Annotated in this window: 17 protein-coding genes; 6 read left to right on the forward strand and 11 right to left on the reverse strand. The window is 69.9% G+C overall.

What is annotated here, in order from left to right:
* The first annotated feature begins 224 nt into the window (after positions 1 to 224).
* Positions 225 to 1,304 (forward strand): magnesium/cobalt transporter CorA, encoded by a 1,080-nt coding sequence (gene corA / locus BMW88_RS06030; RefSeq protein WP_089950208.1) that lies wholly within the window; start codon positions 225 to 227, stop codon positions 1,302 to 1,304.
* A gap of 139 nt (positions 1,305 to 1,443) precedes the next feature.
* Positions 1,444 to 1,821 (forward strand): hypothetical protein, encoded by a 378-nt coding sequence (locus BMW88_RS06035; protein ID WP_089949613.1) that lies wholly within the window; start codon positions 1,444 to 1,446, stop codon positions 1,819 to 1,821.
* On the opposite strand, the gene BMW88_RS06040 is transcribed toward BMW88_RS06035, so the two are convergent.
* The gene (locus tag BMW88_RS06040; protein ID WP_089949614.1) at positions 1,805 to 2,887 is read right to left on the reverse strand and encodes a DUF2332 domain-containing protein; all 1,083 of its coding nucleotides are present in this window, start codon (positions 2,885 to 2,887) and stop codon (positions 1,805 to 1,807) included. The genes BMW88_RS06035 and BMW88_RS06040 overlap by 17 nt on opposite strands.
* 64 nt (positions 2,888 to 2,951) lie before the next feature.
* Between BMW88_RS06040 and BMW88_RS06045 the strand changes: the two genes are divergently transcribed.
* Both BMW88_RS06045 and BMW88_RS06050 read left to right on the forward strand, forming a co-directional pair.
* Complete coding sequence (locus BMW88_RS06045; protein ID WP_089949615.1) at positions 2,952 to 3,623, forward strand: metallophosphoesterase family protein; 672 nt, start codon at positions 2,952 to 2,954, stop codon at positions 3,621 to 3,623.
* Positions 3,613 to 4,473 carry a ParB N-terminal domain-containing protein gene (locus BMW88_RS06050; protein ID WP_089949616.1) on the forward strand — a complete coding sequence of 287 codons (861 nt, stop codon included), beginning with the start codon at positions 3,613 to 3,615 and terminating at the stop codon, positions 4,471 to 4,473. The genes BMW88_RS06045 and BMW88_RS06050 overlap by 11 nt, the downstream gene beginning before the upstream one ends.
* Positions 4,474 to 4,817: 344 nt before the next feature.
* Here the strand turns inward: BMW88_RS06050 and BMW88_RS06055 are convergent, their stop codons facing one another.
* Positions 4,818 to 5,810: a hypothetical protein gene (locus tag BMW88_RS06055; RefSeq protein ID WP_089949617.1), complete on the reverse strand. Its 993-nt coding sequence runs from the start codon at positions 5,808 to 5,810 to the stop codon at positions 4,818 to 4,820.
* A gap of 120 nt (positions 5,811 to 5,930) precedes the next feature.
* Between BMW88_RS06055 and BMW88_RS06060 the strand changes: the two genes are divergently transcribed.
* Together BMW88_RS06060 and BMW88_RS42650 are read left to right on the forward strand one after the other, a co-directional pair.
* Entirely contained in the window at positions 5,931 to 6,233 is a 303-nt protein-coding gene (locus tag BMW88_RS06060) for an ArsR/SmtB family transcription factor (RefSeq protein WP_089949618.1), read from the forward strand.
* 13 nt (positions 6,234 to 6,246) lie between these two features.
* Positions 6,247 to 6,498 (forward strand): SRPBCC family protein, encoded by a 252-nt coding sequence (locus BMW88_RS42650; protein ID WP_218147998.1) that lies wholly within the window; start codon positions 6,247 to 6,249, stop codon positions 6,496 to 6,498.
* A 275-nt stretch (positions 6,499 to 6,773) separates the two neighbouring features.
* Here the strand turns inward: BMW88_RS42650 and BMW88_RS06070 are convergent, their stop codons facing one another.
* From BMW88_RS06070 to BMW88_RS06110, 9 genes are all read right to left on the reverse strand, one after another.
* Positions 6,774 to 7,661 (reverse strand): SDR family NAD(P)-dependent oxidoreductase, encoded by an 888-nt coding sequence (locus BMW88_RS06070; protein WP_089949619.1) that lies wholly within the window; start codon positions 7,659 to 7,661, stop codon positions 6,774 to 6,776.
* A 272-nt stretch (positions 7,662 to 7,933) separates the two neighbouring features.
* Complete coding sequence (locus BMW88_RS06075; protein WP_089949620.1) at positions 7,934 to 9,118, reverse strand: ABC transporter ATP-binding protein; 1,185 nt, start codon at positions 9,116 to 9,118, stop codon at positions 7,934 to 7,936.
* Positions 9,119 to 9,126: 8 nt separating this feature from the next.
* The gene (locus BMW88_RS06080) at positions 9,127 to 9,972 is read right to left on the reverse strand and encodes a carbohydrate ABC transporter permease (protein WP_089949621.1); all 846 of its coding nucleotides are present in this window, start codon (positions 9,970 to 9,972) and stop codon (positions 9,127 to 9,129) included.
* Entirely contained in the window at positions 9,972 to 10,877 is a 906-nt protein-coding gene (locus BMW88_RS06085; protein ID WP_245777662.1) for a carbohydrate ABC transporter permease, read from the reverse strand. The genes BMW88_RS06080 and BMW88_RS06085 overlap by 1 nt, the downstream gene beginning before the upstream one ends.
* 50 nt (positions 10,878 to 10,927) lie before the next feature.
* Positions 10,928 to 12,187 (reverse strand): ABC transporter substrate-binding protein, encoded by a 1,260-nt coding sequence (locus BMW88_RS06090; RefSeq protein WP_089949623.1) that lies wholly within the window; start codon positions 12,185 to 12,187, stop codon positions 10,928 to 10,930.
* A 167-nt stretch (positions 12,188 to 12,354) separates the two neighbouring features.
* The gene (locus BMW88_RS06095; protein ID WP_089949624.1) at positions 12,355 to 12,915 is read right to left on the reverse strand and encodes a YflT domain-containing protein; all 561 of its coding nucleotides are present in this window, start codon (positions 12,913 to 12,915) and stop codon (positions 12,355 to 12,357) included.
* A 110-nt stretch (positions 12,916 to 13,025) separates the two neighbouring features.
* Entirely contained in the window at positions 13,026 to 13,838 is an 813-nt protein-coding gene (locus tag BMW88_RS06100; protein WP_089949625.1) for a hypothetical protein, read from the reverse strand.
* 168 nt (positions 13,839 to 14,006) lie between these two features.
* Entirely contained in the window at positions 14,007 to 14,606 is a 600-nt protein-coding gene (locus tag BMW88_RS06105; protein WP_089949626.1) for a hypothetical protein, read from the reverse strand.
* Positions 14,607 to 14,644: 38 nt separating this feature from the next.
* Positions 14,645 to 15,436 (reverse strand): hypothetical protein, encoded by a 792-nt coding sequence (locus BMW88_RS06110; protein ID WP_089949627.1) that lies wholly within the window; start codon positions 15,434 to 15,436, stop codon positions 14,645 to 14,647.
* Positions 15,437 to 15,531: the final 95 nt, after the last annotated feature.

Consider the following 15,531-nt stretch of genomic DNA (forward strand, 5'->3'; position numbering starts at 1 on the left):
GTACTCTCGGCAACCGGTGTGTGAGGATTTCCACCACCGGCAACTCTCGTCCCGAGGAGGTGAGGACCCCTAAATGAGCAAGGACCCCCACCCTGCCAGTACCAAGCGCGTCCTCACCGAGGTGGCCTTCTAGATCCATCTAGAACGCTGGAGCTCCACCCGGTCAGGGCGCCCGTCGTGCTTTCGCACTTCCACGCCGGCGCGTGTACCTGGAGGAACCCACCATGCCCAGCCTGCCCTCGATCCGCGGACGAGGACCCCAGCGCGGCCCCGCGGGGCACGTCCCGCACGTTCCCGTCCCGTTGTCCCACTACGTGGTCGACTGCGCGGTGTACGTGGACGGCAAGCGCTTGCCCGGCCGGTGGACCCACACGGACGCGGTCAAGGAGGTCCGCAGGCGCAAGGACGGGTTCGTCTGGATCGGCCTGCACGAGCCCGACGCCGAGCAGATCGAGGGCATCGCGGAGACGTTCGGCCTGCACGAGCTGGCGGTCGAGGACGCGGTGCACGCGCACCAGCGCCCGAAGCTCGAGCGGTACGACAACACGCTCTTCATGGTCTTCAAGACCGTCCGCTACGTGACCAACCCGTCCCCCGACACCGCCAACGAGATCGTCGAGTCCGGCGAGATCATGGTGTTCCTGGGCAAGGACTTCGTCATCACGGTGCGGCACGGCAACCACTCCGGGCTCTCCAAGCTGCGCCACGTGCTGGAGGACGACCCGGAGCGCCTGGAGATCGGCCCCGCCGCGGTGATGCACGCCATCGCGGACCAGGTGGTCGACAACTACCTCGAGGTCACCGACCACATCGAGGACGACATCGACCGCATGGAGGAACGGGTCTTCGCGCCGCGCACCGAGGTGAGCGCGGAGCAGATCTACATGTTCAAGCGCGAGGTGGTGGAGCTGCGCCGCGCGGTGATGCCGCTCGCGAACCCGTTGCGGCGCTTGGCGGAGGGCTACACGCCGCTCATCCCCGAGCAGGTGCGGGCGTTCTTCCGCGACGTCGACGACCACCTCACGGAGGTCTCCGAGCGCGTCACGGCGTTCGACGAGCTGCTGACCACCCTGGTCGACGCGACGCTCGCGAAGATCACGCTGCAGCAGAACACCGACATGCGCAAGATCACCTCGTGGGTCGCGATCATCTCCGTGCCCACCATGGTCGTCGGCGTGTACGGCATGAACTTCGACTACATGCCCGAGCTGAAGTGGAAGTTCGGCTACCCCCTGGTGATGAGCCTGGTCCTCGTCGCCTGTCTGACGCTCTACCGAATACTGCGCCGAAATCGCTGGCTCTAGTCCCGGTTTCGCCCGCTTTGTTCGTCGTGGAAGGGCTTCGTCATGACCAGACTGCTCACCAACATCCGCTTCTGGGTCCTCGCGTTCCTGCTCTGCTGGATCACCACCGTGTTCGTGCTGATCTCCGGAACGCCCTGACGTGCACCGCCGGCTGCGCAACCTGCGCTTCTGGATCCTGGTGTTCGCCGTCGGCTGGCTCACGATGGTCGTCATCTCCATCGCGAGCTGGCCGGAGCCCGGCGAGGACACCCCGCAGGACCTGGCGGCGGAGGTGACCGAGGCGTTGCGCGCCAACGACTTCCACCGGCTGGAGCCGTTGCTCGCGGTCGGCGGCGAGGACGTCGCCAAGTCGACCACCGAGCACTTCTCGACGGCGCGCGTCGAGGGCGGGTTCTACCGCAACGGCACCGTCGTCGTGCAGTACACGCGCGACGGCACGCGTTCGGAGTTCAAGATGCCCGTCGAGGAGCAGGACGGGCGCTACGTGGTGAACCCGGTCGTCACTCCCACGGGGTGACGTCCCAGGTGAACGGCGTGCCGTGGCCCCCGCCGTGGCCGAGGTTCAGCGAGATCCCCGCGGGCCAGAGCTTGAGCAGCAGCTCGAACCGGTAGTCGTCGCCGTCCGTGCGGCGCGGCTCGAACACCAGCAGCGCCAGCGGCGTCTTGGCCGTCGCCCTCGCCGCCGCGTCGGCCAGCACGGCCCTGCCCATCGCCCGGTCGGCGGGCGAGACGTACTGCCACACCACGGAATGCCACACGACGGTCAGCACGTCGCGTTCGACGCGGGCGAGCTGCCTCGCGAGCCACTCGGGCCCCGCCGACCTCTCCACCCGCACCGGGTCGGTCGCGGCGAGGTCGAGCGCGTCGCGCAGCCGGTTCCACCGCGCGAGCTGGTCGGCCCAGACGAACGAGCTCAGGTGCAGCCGTCCGTCCTCAGTGGACACGTCGACCGGGTTGAGGTCGCAGCCGGCCCGCCCGACGACCCGCAGCCGGTGGGTCAGGTCGGCGGGCGGCCGGCCGGTCCACTCGGGGTCGAGCACGAGGAGGCTGTCCGGGTCGCCGAGCACGGTGTCGTCGAGCCGGTAGGCGACGTGGTGCGGGCGCAGGTTGAGCCCGCCGCTCGCGCCGACCTCGAGCAGCCGCACGCAGAACGGCACCTGCCTGCCCGCCGCCTTCGCGGCCTCCTGCGCCGCGACCAGCAGGCCGCCGTAGAGGGGCGCGCTGCGGCCGGGTTCGTTGGTCTGCACCACCGCGGCGGCGATGCGGTGCCGGAGGAGGTCCGCGTGCTGTTCGAGGGCGGGCAGCGCGTCCTCCCACAGCGTCGGCAGGTGCGGCTGGCCGCCGACGGACGGGTAGTGCTTCGCGAGGTCCGGCGCACGTCCTTCGAGCACGAGCCGGTGGACGGCGCCCGCGAACCGCAGACCGGGCACCGCGCCCTCCCGGTCGCGTTCGGAGCCCGCCATGATCCGGGTCGTGACGCCGCCCCGCCGGAGGTCGCCGGCGGCGTCGTCGAGGAGCCGCTGGGTCAGCGGACTGCGGTCGCGGCATCCGCGGGCGGCCGCGGCGAACAGCTCGGCAAGCACGGTGCCGACGCTAGTGGCAGCACTGCCCCGCGTCATCCGCAGCGGGCCTCATTACGCTGCTGGAATGGTTCGAGTGCTCGCAGTGGCGGACGAGGTGGTGGAGCAGCTGTGGTCCGCACAGGTGCACCAGCACGCCGGGGTGGACCTGGTGCTCGCGGCGGGCGACCTGCCGTTCGACTACCTGGAGTTCCTCGCCGACGCGCTGGACAAGCCGCTGGTGTTCGTGCCGGGCAACCACGACGCGGACCTCTCCGGCTACTCGAACGTGCGCGGCCTGTGGACCAAGGCGGGCGTTCCGGTGCGCTGGCCGGGACCACCCGGCGCGGTGAACGCGGACGAACGCGTGGTCGACGTCGCCGGCCTGCGCATCGCGGGCCTCGGTGGTTCGATCCGCTACAACAAGGGCCCGAACCAGTGGACGGAGCGGCAGCAGGCCCGCCGCGCCCGCCGGGTGTCCCGGCTGGCCGGGTGGCGCAGGCTGCGGGACGGACGTGGCGTGGACGTGCTGCTGACCCACTCACCGCCGTTGAACTGCGGCGACGAGCCCGACGCACCGCACCGCGGCTTCGAGTGCCTCCACGGCCTGGTCTCGCGGCTTCAGCCTCCGTTCATGCTGCACGGTCACATTCATCCGCACGGCGTACCGCGGCCGGACCGCGTCTTGGGCGCGACCCGCGTCGTCAACGTCGTCGGGTACAAGGTGCTGGACCTTCCGGGAGGTCGCGATGAGACGTGACACAGGCTTTCCCGTGGCCGACGCCGAGAACGACTTCCTGCGCGCCCGCCGCCGCCAGGTGATGTCGCGCCTCGCCGCCTGGCTGCGCCGCGAGCCCGACGACGTGAACATCATGCTGCCGTTCCACGAGGTCGTGGACGCGCTCGGCATGGTGTCGGAGAAGCGCCTGGGCCTGCAGTCGATCCGGCTCGACTCGATCGTGGGCAGCGTCGACCGCACCCGCGACTTCGACCGCCGCTTCCGCCCGACGTCGGGCCGCGTGCGCGAGCGCTGGCAACGCCTGGCCCTGGCCACGCGCCGCGGCGAGAGCGTGCCGCCGATCGAGGTGTACCGGATCGGCGAGCTGCACTTCATCATCGACGGCCACCACCGCGTCTCCGTGGCGCACGCGCTGGGCCTGTCGGTGATCGACGCCTACGTGACCCAGGTGATCACCCGCGTGAACGCCGCCGGCATCCGCTACCGCGGCGACCTGATCGTGAAGGACTACCGGCGGCTGTTCCTGGACCGCGTGCCGCTGACCGGCGAGGCCCGTGCCGCGGTGCTGCTGTCGGACCCGTGGGACTACGCCGAGCTGGGCGAGCACGTCGAGGCGTGGGGTTTCCGGCTGATGCAGGACACGGGCACCTTCCTGGACCGCACCGAGGTCGCCCGCCGGTGGTACGCCGACGAGTACAAGCCGGTCGTGGCGATGCTGCGGCAGGCGGACATGATCGGCGACCGGACCGAGACCGAGGCCTACATGTGGGTGGCGGCCGAGCGGTACCGGCTCATGCGCACGCACCGCTGGGACGCCGACGTGATCAACACCGTCCGCGAGGAGACCCGGCCGCACGGGCGCCGTGGCTAGCGTTCGACGGCCTCGCGGTTCGTTCACCGGACGCGGGGACTCGGCGAAGACCCGCCGGGTGCGGTGGAACCCGCTCGGTGAACGGCCGGGGGCGCGGGCCGCCGCGAGCACGCTTCGGGCAGCGCGTGCGAGTCGCGCGTGTGCGCCACCCGTCGCACGGATTGACCGGCGTCGGGACGACTGCCGGCTTGGGCACGGTGAAAGCCACTCGGTGAACGGCCTCGGCCGGGGGCGCGGGCCGCCGCGAGCACGCTTCGGGCAGCGCGCACGACCGGCACGTGAGCCCACCCGTCACACGGACTCATCGGCCGCCAGAACCACCACCCGGCCCGGCGAGCCCCGGCTCACCGCGGCGCCACCCGCGGCCCGTCCACCTCGGGCAGCGGCCGCGCCTGGTCCAACACCTCGTCGGTGTACTTGTCCAGCAGCCGGGTGCCGATCTGCTGCGCGTACCCGAAGATCACCGCCCACAGCAGCAACGCCGCCGCCGACGGGATCCCGATCAGCCCGCTCGTCACGCCGGCGCCGAGCGCGAGGATGCCCACCACCGCCAGCGCCGCACCGAGCATGATCTTGATCAGGGCCTGGTAGCCGATCATCACGTACGGCGAGAGCGACGGCCGGCGGCGCAGGAGCAGGACCACGGCGGCGAGCACCGCGCCGAACGAGCCGAGCACCTGCACCAGCCACACGTCCACGCCGGACGCCTTCGCCGTGCCGCCGGGGCAGACCGTGGGCAGTGCGTTCTCCTTCGGGTCGACGCACAGCGGGATGATGCCCGGCTTCACGATGCCGACGACGCCCAGCACGGTGTTGATCACGAACAGCACCAGCGAGGCGGCGATCAGCTTGTTGCGCAGGGCCCTGGAACCGGCGTGCGCGAAGTCCGAGTTGTCGTAGGCCGCGCGCAGGGCGTCCACCACGATCGCGCGCTCCACGGCGGGGGCGGACTCCCCCGGCCGCAGGGCTTCCAGGGCGCGGCGGCGGGGGTCGTCGTCGTCGAGGTACTGCGCCACGCGGGCCCGCAGGCCGGGGAGCCTGCCCAGGAAACCGCGCTCCGCCGAGATCGTCGCCACCTCGGCCTCGTGCAGGGCGCGCCAGGCCCGTTCGATGTACCAGCCCGACCACCACGACGGCAGCATGCGCCACCACGGCTCGCGGTCGCTCAGCATCGCCTCCACCACCGCCGCCTGTTCTTCGGCGGTGCGACGCCAGACGTCGCCCTCCGGATCGACGGGATCCGGCGGGCCGAGGGCAGCCAGATCCGCGCGGACCCGGTCCAACCGGGACTGCACGACGAGTCGCCAGTCGGTGACTCTGGGTTTGCGCTCGGGCATGCCCCGATGGTGACAGGCGGTACCGGCATTGTCCGGAGCCATCCGTGTGACGTGCGAAAACAGCATCATAACGACCATATGCACTGGCGCTTATATACGCTCTAAGTTATAAAACTGAGCGTGGATGTCTTCGAAGCCGTCGCCGAACCGAACCGCCGGCACCTCATCGGCCTGCTGGCCGAACGCGACCGCACGGCCGGTGAGCTGGTGGACAGCCTGCCCGCGCTCACCCAGCCCGCCGTGTCACGTCATCTGCGCGTGCTGCGGGAAGTCGGCCTGGTCGACGTGCGGCCGGACGGCCAGCGCCGCATCTACGCGCTCAAACCCGATGGGCTGCAACGCATCGACACCTGGATCGCTCCGTACCGCCGCTTCTGGCGCGACCACCTCGACGCACTGCAACAGCACCTGGAGAACCGATGACGACCTCGGCACCGTGGCCGTCGACGGCGACCACACGACACTCACGTTCGAGCGCAGGCTGCCGTTCCCGATCGAGCGCGTCTGGGCGGCCGTCACCGATCCCGCCGAGCACCGGGCCTGGCTCGGCACGACGCACGTCGAGGACGGCACGATCGTCATCGAGCCGGAGGACCCGCCCGCGCCGCCGGAGGCCAAGCGCGTCACGGGCCGCGTCCTCACCTGGCAGCCGCCCCGGGACGGGCGCGCGGTCTTCGAACACGAGTAGCGGCAGCGGATCGTGGAGGACAGCGTCGTGCGCTACGAGCTCAGGGCCGAGGGCGGCGAGACGCTGCTGACCTTCACTCACCGGGGACGGTCCGAGCGCAACGCGCTGGGCTTCTCCCCCGGCACGCACGCCTTCCTGGACCGCCTCCAGGCCCACCTGACCGGCGACGACCTCCCGGGCTGGTCCGAGCGCCACGCCGAGGTCGCGCCGGCATACCCGGCCTGGCGCCAACGGGGAGGCGCCGCCCGGCCGGGCCGACGCCTCCTCCGGCGGGCTCAGGCGGTCTGCGAGGGCTCCACCAGCGCGCGGAGCCGGGGAGGCATCCTCTTCTCCAGCCCGTACGGTTCGAGGTGGGCCTGCAACACGCCCGTGAACGCCCGCTCCACCGAAGCGGTGTCCCAGTTGTCGCTCTCCAGGATCGGCTGCTTGAAGTACGGCTGCCCCACGATGTGGAGCTGACGGCCGTTGCAGCGGATGACCTGGCCGGTGATGCCCTCGGCGCGGTCGGAGAGCAGGAACAGCACCAGCGGCGCCACCTTGCCCGGCGTCCGGTCCGCGGGGATGGCGCGCAGGGACCGCTCCGACTTCCACACCATCCGCGTGTGTGCGACGGGGCACACGGCGTTCACGCGGATGCCCTCGGCCTCGAGGTCGAGCGCCCACGAGTAGCTCAACGACGCGACCGCGCCCTTGGTCGCCGAATAGGTGGCGAGTTTGCGCTGCCCGAAGGACGCGCCGGAGGAAATGTTGATGATGGAACCGCCACCGGACGAACGCATCGCCCGCATCGCCGCGATTCCGGTGTAGATGACGCCGAGGACGTTCACCTCGACCACCTGCTTGATCGTCTCGGGGTCGTCTTCCCACGGCGCGGTCTCGTAGTTCAGCCCCGCGTTGTTCACCAATCCGTCGACGCGGCCGAATTCGTCGACGCACAGGTCGACGATCTTCGCCGCCTCGCTCGGGTCCGCCACCGTGTGGTTCGAGGCGACGGCCCGGCCGCCGTAGCCCCTGATGTGCTCCGCGACCCGTTCCGCCAGGTCACCGTCGTTGTCGTTGACCACCACCGACGCGCCCGCCAGGGCCGCGTGCATCGCGTAGGCTTCGCCGAGACCTCGGCCGGCCCCCGTGATGACGACCGCTTTGCCGTCCAGGATCCCCATTGCACGCTCTCTTTCTCACTCGGCGGCGGCTTTCCCGGACCCCCCTGTGGTCCCGCGCCCGCCTTCGACAAGCGTGCGGGACTAATCGTCGTCCCGAAGTGCACGTTTCGTCGAGACGTCGCTGCCGAGCGCCCAATGGCGAAAGGATTTCGGCCCGGCAGATGGCCCCGACTAGTCGGCCCTTCCACCCCAGAGTCTTTCGCCCTAACCCGAACGAGTGACAAAAACGGGCCGCCCTCCCGACTGGGAAGGCGGCCCGCTTTATCGAGAATTCACCGTTCCGTGTAAGTCAGGTTCCTGCCGCTCGCCGGGTCGAAGAGCTGGACCTTGTCCGCGTCGAACCAGATCTCCGACGAGGCGCCCTCCACCGCGCCGGACGCCGACGACAGGCGCGTCACGAGCGAGATGCCGTCGCCCGGCACGTCGTCCGACCCCGCGTCCGCCGCGAGCTCCTGGAGCTCGGCCGAGGCCGCCTGCTCGCCCGTGAGGTTGAAGTAGGCGTACTTGTCCGAGCCCATCGACTCCAGCACGTCCACCTGGTGCGTGAACTTGCCGCCCGACGACAGCGCCGCCGCGTCGACCAGCGCCGCGTCCTCGAAGTGCTCGGGGCGGATGCCCATGATCACCTCGCGGGGCGCGTCGGCGCCCTCCAGCAGCTGCCGCACCCGGTCCGTCAGCGGCACGTCGCCGAGCACGGTCCGCAGCGAGCCGTTCTCGAGCGACGCGGGCACGAAGTTCATCGACGGGGAGCCGATGAAGCCCGCGACGAACAGGTTCGCCGGCTGGTCGTAGAGGAACTGCGGCGCGCCGATCTGCTGCACGACACCGCCGCGCATGACGACGACCCGGTCGCCGAGGGTCATCGCCTCGGTCTGGTCGTGCGTCACGTAGACGGTGGTCGTGCCGAGCTGCTTCTGCAGGCGCGACACCGAGGTGCGCATCTGCACGCGCAACTTGGCGTCCAGGTTGGACAGCGGCTCGTCCATCAGGAACGCCTTGGGGTTGCGCACGATCGCGCGCCCCATCGCCACGCGCTGCCGCTGGCCACCGGACAGGTTGGACGGCTTGCGGTCGAGGTGCTGCGCGAGGTCGAGGATCTCCGCGGCCTCCTTGACCTTCTTCTCCACGGTCGCGTTGTCCACCTTGGCCAGCCGCAACGGGAAGGCCATGTTCTCCTTGACCGTCATGTGCGGGTACAGCGCGTAGGACTGGAACACCATCGCGATGTCGCGGTCCTTGGGCGCCTTCTCGTTGACGCGCTGCCCGCCGATGCGCAGCTCGCCGTCGGTGATGTCCTCCAGGCCCGCGATCATGTTGAGGGTGGTGGACTTCCCGCAGCCGGACGGTCCGACCAGGATGATGAACTCGCCGTCGGCGATCTCGAGGTTGACCTCCTGCACGGCCAGCGCGCCGTCGGGGTACCTCTTGGTCACCTTGTCCAGAACGATCTCTGCCATTGGTCAACTCACCCCTTGACGGCGCCGGAGGTCAGGCCGGCGACGATCCGGCGCTGGAAGAACAACACGAAGAGGATGATCGGGATGGTGATCACGACGGCGGCCGCCGCGATCGATCCCGCCGGGTCCTCGAACTGCGAGCTGCCGGTGAAGAACGACAGCGCCACCGGCACGGTCCGCGACTGCTCGGTCGAGGTGAGCGAGATCGCGAACAGGAAGTCGTTCCAGCAGAAGATGAACACCAGGATCGCCGTCGTGAACACGCCCGGCGCGGCCAGCGGCGCGATGACGCGGCGGAACGCCTGCCCCGGCGTCGCTCCGTCCATCTTCGCCGCCTTCTCGAGCTCCCAGGGGATCTCGCGGAAGAACGCCGACAGGGTGTAGATCGCGAGCGGTAGCGCGAACGTGATGTACGGCAGGATCAGGCCTGGCCACGTGTCGAACAGCCCGAGCGAGCGCTCGATCTCGAACAACGGGGACACCAGCGAGACCTGCGGGAACATCGCGATCAGCAGCGAGACGCCCACCAGCAGGTTCTTGCCGGGGAAGTCCAGCCTGGCGATGGCGTAGGCGGCCATCGTGCCGAACACCACGGCGATCGCGGTCGCGATGATCGCGATGCCGATCGAGTTGACCAGCGCCCTGGTGAACTCCGACGTCGAGAAGATGTTCCGGTAGTTCTCCAGACTCCACTCGCGCGGGATGAAGTTGCCGTCGGCCAGCGTCGCCGACGACTTGAACGACAGCGACACGATCCACAGCACCGGGAACAGCGCGTAGATCACGACGACCGCGTTGAGCAGGCCCCACCCGACCTTCTTGCCGGTGGTCTCCGCTCCTCCGATGCCCGCCATCAGCGCTTCCCCCCGTCGTCGCTGCCGGGGGCAGCGGTGCCGAAGAGCTTGATGAACACGAACGCGATGATCGCCACCATGATGAAGATCAGCACGGACATCGTGGATCCGATGCCGAGGTTCAAGCCCTTGATCAGGTTGTTGTAGGTCAGCATCGACACCGACGACGTGCCCTGCGAGCCCGCGGTGAGCACGAAGAGGTTGTCGAAGATGCGGAACGCGTCGAGCGTGCGGAACAGCAACGCCACCAGGATCGCCGGCTTCATGATCGGCACGGTGATCTTGATGAACCGCTGCCACCCGCTCGCGCCGTCCATCGCGGCGGCCTTAAGCAGGTCGTCCGGCACGAGGGCGAGACCCGCCATCAGCAGCAGTGCCATGAACGGCGTGGTCTTCCAGATCTCCGCGAGCCCCACGACCAGCAGGGCCGGGATCTTCTCCGTCAGCACCGGGTCGCCGCCGAGGGCCTCGGCGAGGTAGCCGGTGCCGGGCGTCCAGGCGAAGCGCCAGGAGAACGCGGCCACGACCGTGACGATGCCGTACGGGATCAGCGTCGTCGTCCGGACGATGCCCCGGCCGACCAGGGCGCGGTGCATGATCAGCGCGAGCGACATGCCCAGCACCAGTTCGATCGCGACGGTGAAGACGGTCAGCAGCACCGTCACCCACACCGCGTTCCACCAGTACGGGCTGCTGAGCACGGTGACGTAGTTGTCGAACCACACCCACTCGGTGCGGTCCGGGAACTTCAGGTCGAACCGCTGCATCGACAGCAGCACCGAGTACAGGATCGGCCAGCCGGTCACCGCGATCATGGTGAGCGCGGCGGGCGCGCAGAGCAGCCAGCCGAGCCTGCGCTCGGCCTTCTTGCCCTCGCTCAGCGCGGGTTTCTTCTTGGGCGTCACGGGTGTCGGTGACGCCTCGGTCTTCGCCGTGCCCGCTGTCGTCGCGTGGCTCACGGCAGCACCCCCTTGGAGTCGAGAGCGTCCTGCAGCTCCTGGCGCAACCGGTCCGCCGTCGCCTGCGGGTCGATGTTCGCGGGCGGCGACAGGATCGTCGAGATCACGGTCGACACGTTCTGGTACGCGGGCGTGCGCGGCCGCACGCTCGAGTTCTTCAGCGTCTCCTTGATGTCCGCGCTCATCGGGTACGCCTCGACCATCTCGGGATCGTCGTAGACGGCCTCGATGGTCGGCGGCACGCCGTCCTTGAGCGCGGCCAGCTTCTGGTTCTCCGCACTGCGCAGGCACAGCACCGCGTCGAACGACTCGTCCGGGTGCGTGGTGTAGCTGCTGACGGCGTAGTTGACGCCACCGACGGTGACCCTCGCCTGGTCACCGCCCAGGGTGGGGAACGGTGCCCACTTGAAGTTCTTCGCGAACTCCGGCTTCTTCTGCGCCGCCGCGTAGACGTACGGCCAGTTGAGCTGGAACGCCGCGTTGCCGCCCTCCATGGCGAGGCGCGCGTTGTCCTCGGCCGCGTTGGAGAACGACGGGTCGATCGCCTTCGACGTGGCGAGCTTCTTCAACGCCGCCAACGCCTCCACGGCCTTGTCGTCGACGACGGCCTTGGTGCCGTTCTCGTCGAGGAGCGCGCCGCCGTTGGAGTTGACGAGGGTGTTGAACAGCACCACGAGGCCCTCGTACTGCTTGCCCTGCCCCACGATCTGGCCGGGCTTCCCCTCCGCCACCAGCGCCTCGGCCATGGAGATCATCTCGTCCCACGTCTTCGGTGGCGTGGGCACGAGGTCGGAGCGGTACCAGAGCAACTGGACGTTCGTGTTGTCCGGGGCGCCGTACAGCTTTCCCTCGTACGTCGCCGTCTGGAGCGGCCCTGGCAGCGTCCCGTTCTCGACCTGGGACTTCACCGAGCCGGTGAACTCCCTGATCCAGCCCGCCTTGGCGAGCTCCGCGGTCCACGTGACGTCGAGTCCGAGGACGTCCATGCTGTCGTCCTCGGCCGCGAGTCTGCGCACCATCTGCTCGCGCTGGCCGTCCGCCTCACGGGGCAGCTTGTTGTAAACGATGTTGTAGCGTCCGCCGGCCTTCGCGTTGCAGCTGTCCACGATGGCCTGGAAGTTCTCCTGCGGATACTTGTAGACGTTGACGGTGATGCCGCCGCCGCCGCCGTCCGAGCCGCACGCCGTGACCGTGGACGCCGCGAGCAATGCGGCCCCCACGCCGGCTGCGACTCGATAGCGCCGTGTCGCACCCATCAGCCCTGCCTCCTTCCCGACTGCACGGAGGAGCCAGACTGCAGCGCCCGGCACCTCGTCGTGCCACCGGCCGCACCGGGCGGACCGGTCAACCGAACCTAGGCCTGGTGATCACGAGTCGCAACCAGCGGAAGCAACGATTCAGAACCAATGAGCGCCTCGCCGTCTCAACTGCCCGGGTTCGCGGGCCGCATCGCGAGCTTCGCGAGCAGGTCACGGCCCTTCTCGGCCGACTTCGGGTGGCACAGGACGTCGTAGCGACCGGCGACCAGCTGGCTCGCGGACTGGAAGTCGCGCTTGCCGCGCGCCGACGCGTACCCCACCGCCGCGAACACGAGCCCGAAGAACACACCGGTGATGAGACCGGTGAGCACCGGCCCGACCGTCACACCGGGCTCCGGGCTGAACAGCGTGAGCAGCAGGCCCACGAACAGGCCGAACCAGGCGCCGCTCGCCGCGCCCGTCATGAGCACGCGGCTCCAGGTCAGCTTGCCCGTGACCCGTTCGACGAGCATCAGGTCGACCCCGACCACCGTGATGTCCTGCACCGGGAAGTCCTCCAGCGCGAGGAAGTCGACCGCGCGCTGCGCTTCCTCGTACGTGGCGTACGAGCCGATCGGCCACCCCGTCGGCGGGGTGGGCAGGCGGGGCGGGACTCCGGGCCGGTTCGGGCTGGCGAACGGACTCGTCACAGGGACCACCTCTGTCGGACGCGCTGATCGTCCCATCCTGCCAAAACCCGGTCCGGCGTGCTGAGACGCCCACGGGTGTTCCGCGAGGTTCACCCCGGGAACGGTCCAGACCGGAGTGCGACGGTCCAGAACGCCGGGAGCAGTGGTCAACCGGAGAGGAGCTCGTCAGCCAGATCCCGGACCTCCTGCTCGCCGTGCCCACGAGCGCTTTCCACCAGTGCGTGCAGCGCCTCCTCGTCGCCGACGTGGTGGAGCAGCTCGGCGAGCCGCCGGTAGTCCAGCGCGTCCGCGATGGGCAACCGGCGGTCCACCGCCTGACGCACCAACGGGAGCACTTCCGCACGTCGCCCGGCCGCCAGAGCGGACCTCGCCTCCAGCGCCCATCCGTCGAGCGTCGCGCACTCGACCAACTGGTCGACCAGTGCGGGCACGTCCTCCGGTAGCACCGACAGGAACGACAGGGCGGAACCGCACTCCCAGGCGTTGGACGGCCGGAGAGCGAGAGCGTCCGCCAGCACCTCGCGGCGCGCCGCGGCGTGCTGGTGGAAGTCGGCGCGAGCACGCGCCAGCCGGCGATCGGCCGCGACGACCGCAGCCCAGAGGTCCTGGTCGTCAGGAGGTGCGGGACGGCGGGCCGGTTCGGGCAGGAGGGGGTTCGCGGCATCGAACTCGAACGTCTCGATCGCAGCGTCAGCCGGGAACTCCGGGTGGTTCTGCCAGATCAGGGCGATGGAGACGAGGGAGTTCCACGCCGAAATCGCGTGGACCTCGGAGGTGACAACTCCCCCGGACAGAGAGGCGCGGTAGTACCGGACAGCCGCGATCTGCTTGTTCACGACCATGCGGAGTGCGGTGGCCATGCGACGATCGCCTTCGTCCTGCGTCGAGAGGGGATCGGAGACGCGCGAGTCCACGAAACCCACCAGCCGCGAGATCTGATCCTCGGTGATCCGCTCCACCCCAACCCCTTCGAAGACTTCTTCCACGCGAGGGGAGCACCGGTCGGAGCCGGGTCACGACGCGGCGCGAACGATCGCGACAACTGGTCAACCGCCGAGAACGTACGCGAGTTCCCGCACCTCGGGCTCGCGCTCGTCACAGCCGCGGAACGGCGGCGCTGCCAGGCCTCATCCGGCGAACGCGAGCTCGAACCGGCGCACGAACGCCCGATAGGCGCGCGCGTAGGCGTCCCCGCTCGCCGCGACCCGTTCCCTCTCCTCGGCCAGGAGCGCGCTGGCCTTGACGACGTCACCGTTGATCACGTGGACGATCGCGAGCTTGCGCGCCCGTTCGAAGTCGAGCAACGACCCGGGCTTCGCGACCAGCTCGCGCGAGAGCGCGTCCCATTCGGCACAGGTGTCGATGTACGGCTTGCCGTGCGCGAGGAAAGCGCTCACCAGCGCCGCGGCCGCGGCGTCGTGGTCACCACCGGCCTCGAACGCCCACCTCCAGACGGGCTTGTCCCCCATCAGAAATCCCAATGGCGCCGACACGACGGGCGCGGGCGGGAACCCGACACCCAGCGCGCGGCAGACGTCGTCGTACCGGCGGAAGCAGACGCCCACCAGCGGCGTGAGCTCCACGCGGCCCGTGACGCCGAACCCGAGCCAGCCGGACACGCCGCCACCTCGGTCCTGCAGCCAGACGTGGCCGCGGCGGACGAAGCCGGTGGGGCGCAGGGCGGCGTCCACGGCGACGAGCGCGTCGGTCTTCGGTGAGGGCCTCACGGACGACAGCGTCCCACCGATGTCCCGATCCGGCAGGGTCAGCGCAGCACCGGCCCGAGGAACCCCGCGAGCTCCCGCAGCGCGTCGTCCGGCACCTCGTCGAGGTGCTCGGTGAGCCGCAGCAGGATCCGCCCGCCCCCGAGGTCCTCGACCGAGAAGCACGGGGCGGACCCGCACACCTTCAGCACACCACCCAGAGCGGCGACCTGGCGAGGACCGAGCAACGTCGCCCAGTGCGGGCCGCGGCACAGCTCCGCCGCCGTGAAGAGGGACTCGTCCAGGCCCACGCCGGCGGACACCTCGTGCGCGGTCCGCGGTCCCACCCGGTCCAGCGTGATCCAGCCACCGCAGGCGCGCACCAGCGACGCGCCCGTGCGCAACGCCGAGAGCCACTCCTGCTGGACCAGGTGCGAGATCCAGCCGCCGAACAACGACCGGGACGCGGTGACGGAGATCTGGTGCGGGAACGCGGGGTCGTCCTTCAGCAGGACCTCCGCCGACCAGCCGCCGTCGACCAGCGGCAGGCCCTGCGAGTCGAGCCCGACCATCTGCACGCGCAGGAACGAGGGCAGCTCCGCCAGGGCGAGCGCCCACGCCGACGGGGTGAACTCACCCGAGGAGAGCAGCAGGCGGGCGTACCCCGGCGGGCCCCAGGGCGTCGTGTCGGAGGGGACGTAGTCGCGGGCCACCGACACCAGCTCCGCCACGGACGCCGGGCACAGGGGTGCCAGGAGGCCGGTGAACACGGCGTCGAACCAGGTGGCCAGGGCGGGGCGGTCGACGTCGGCGAACGTGTCCAGCTCCAAGCGGACGACGTGCGGCGGCGACACAGGTCTCGGGAGTGTCAGATCTGTGCTCAAAGTGAGCGAACCCTATGTCCCGCAGGCGAAGACCGTCAGGGGCCACTCTCGTGAAAAAGTGGCCC

The organism is Lentzea xinjiangensis, assembly GCF_900110955.1.
GTDB lineage: Bacteria > Actinomycetota > Actinomycetes > Mycobacteriales > Pseudonocardiaceae > Lentzea > Lentzea xinjiangensis.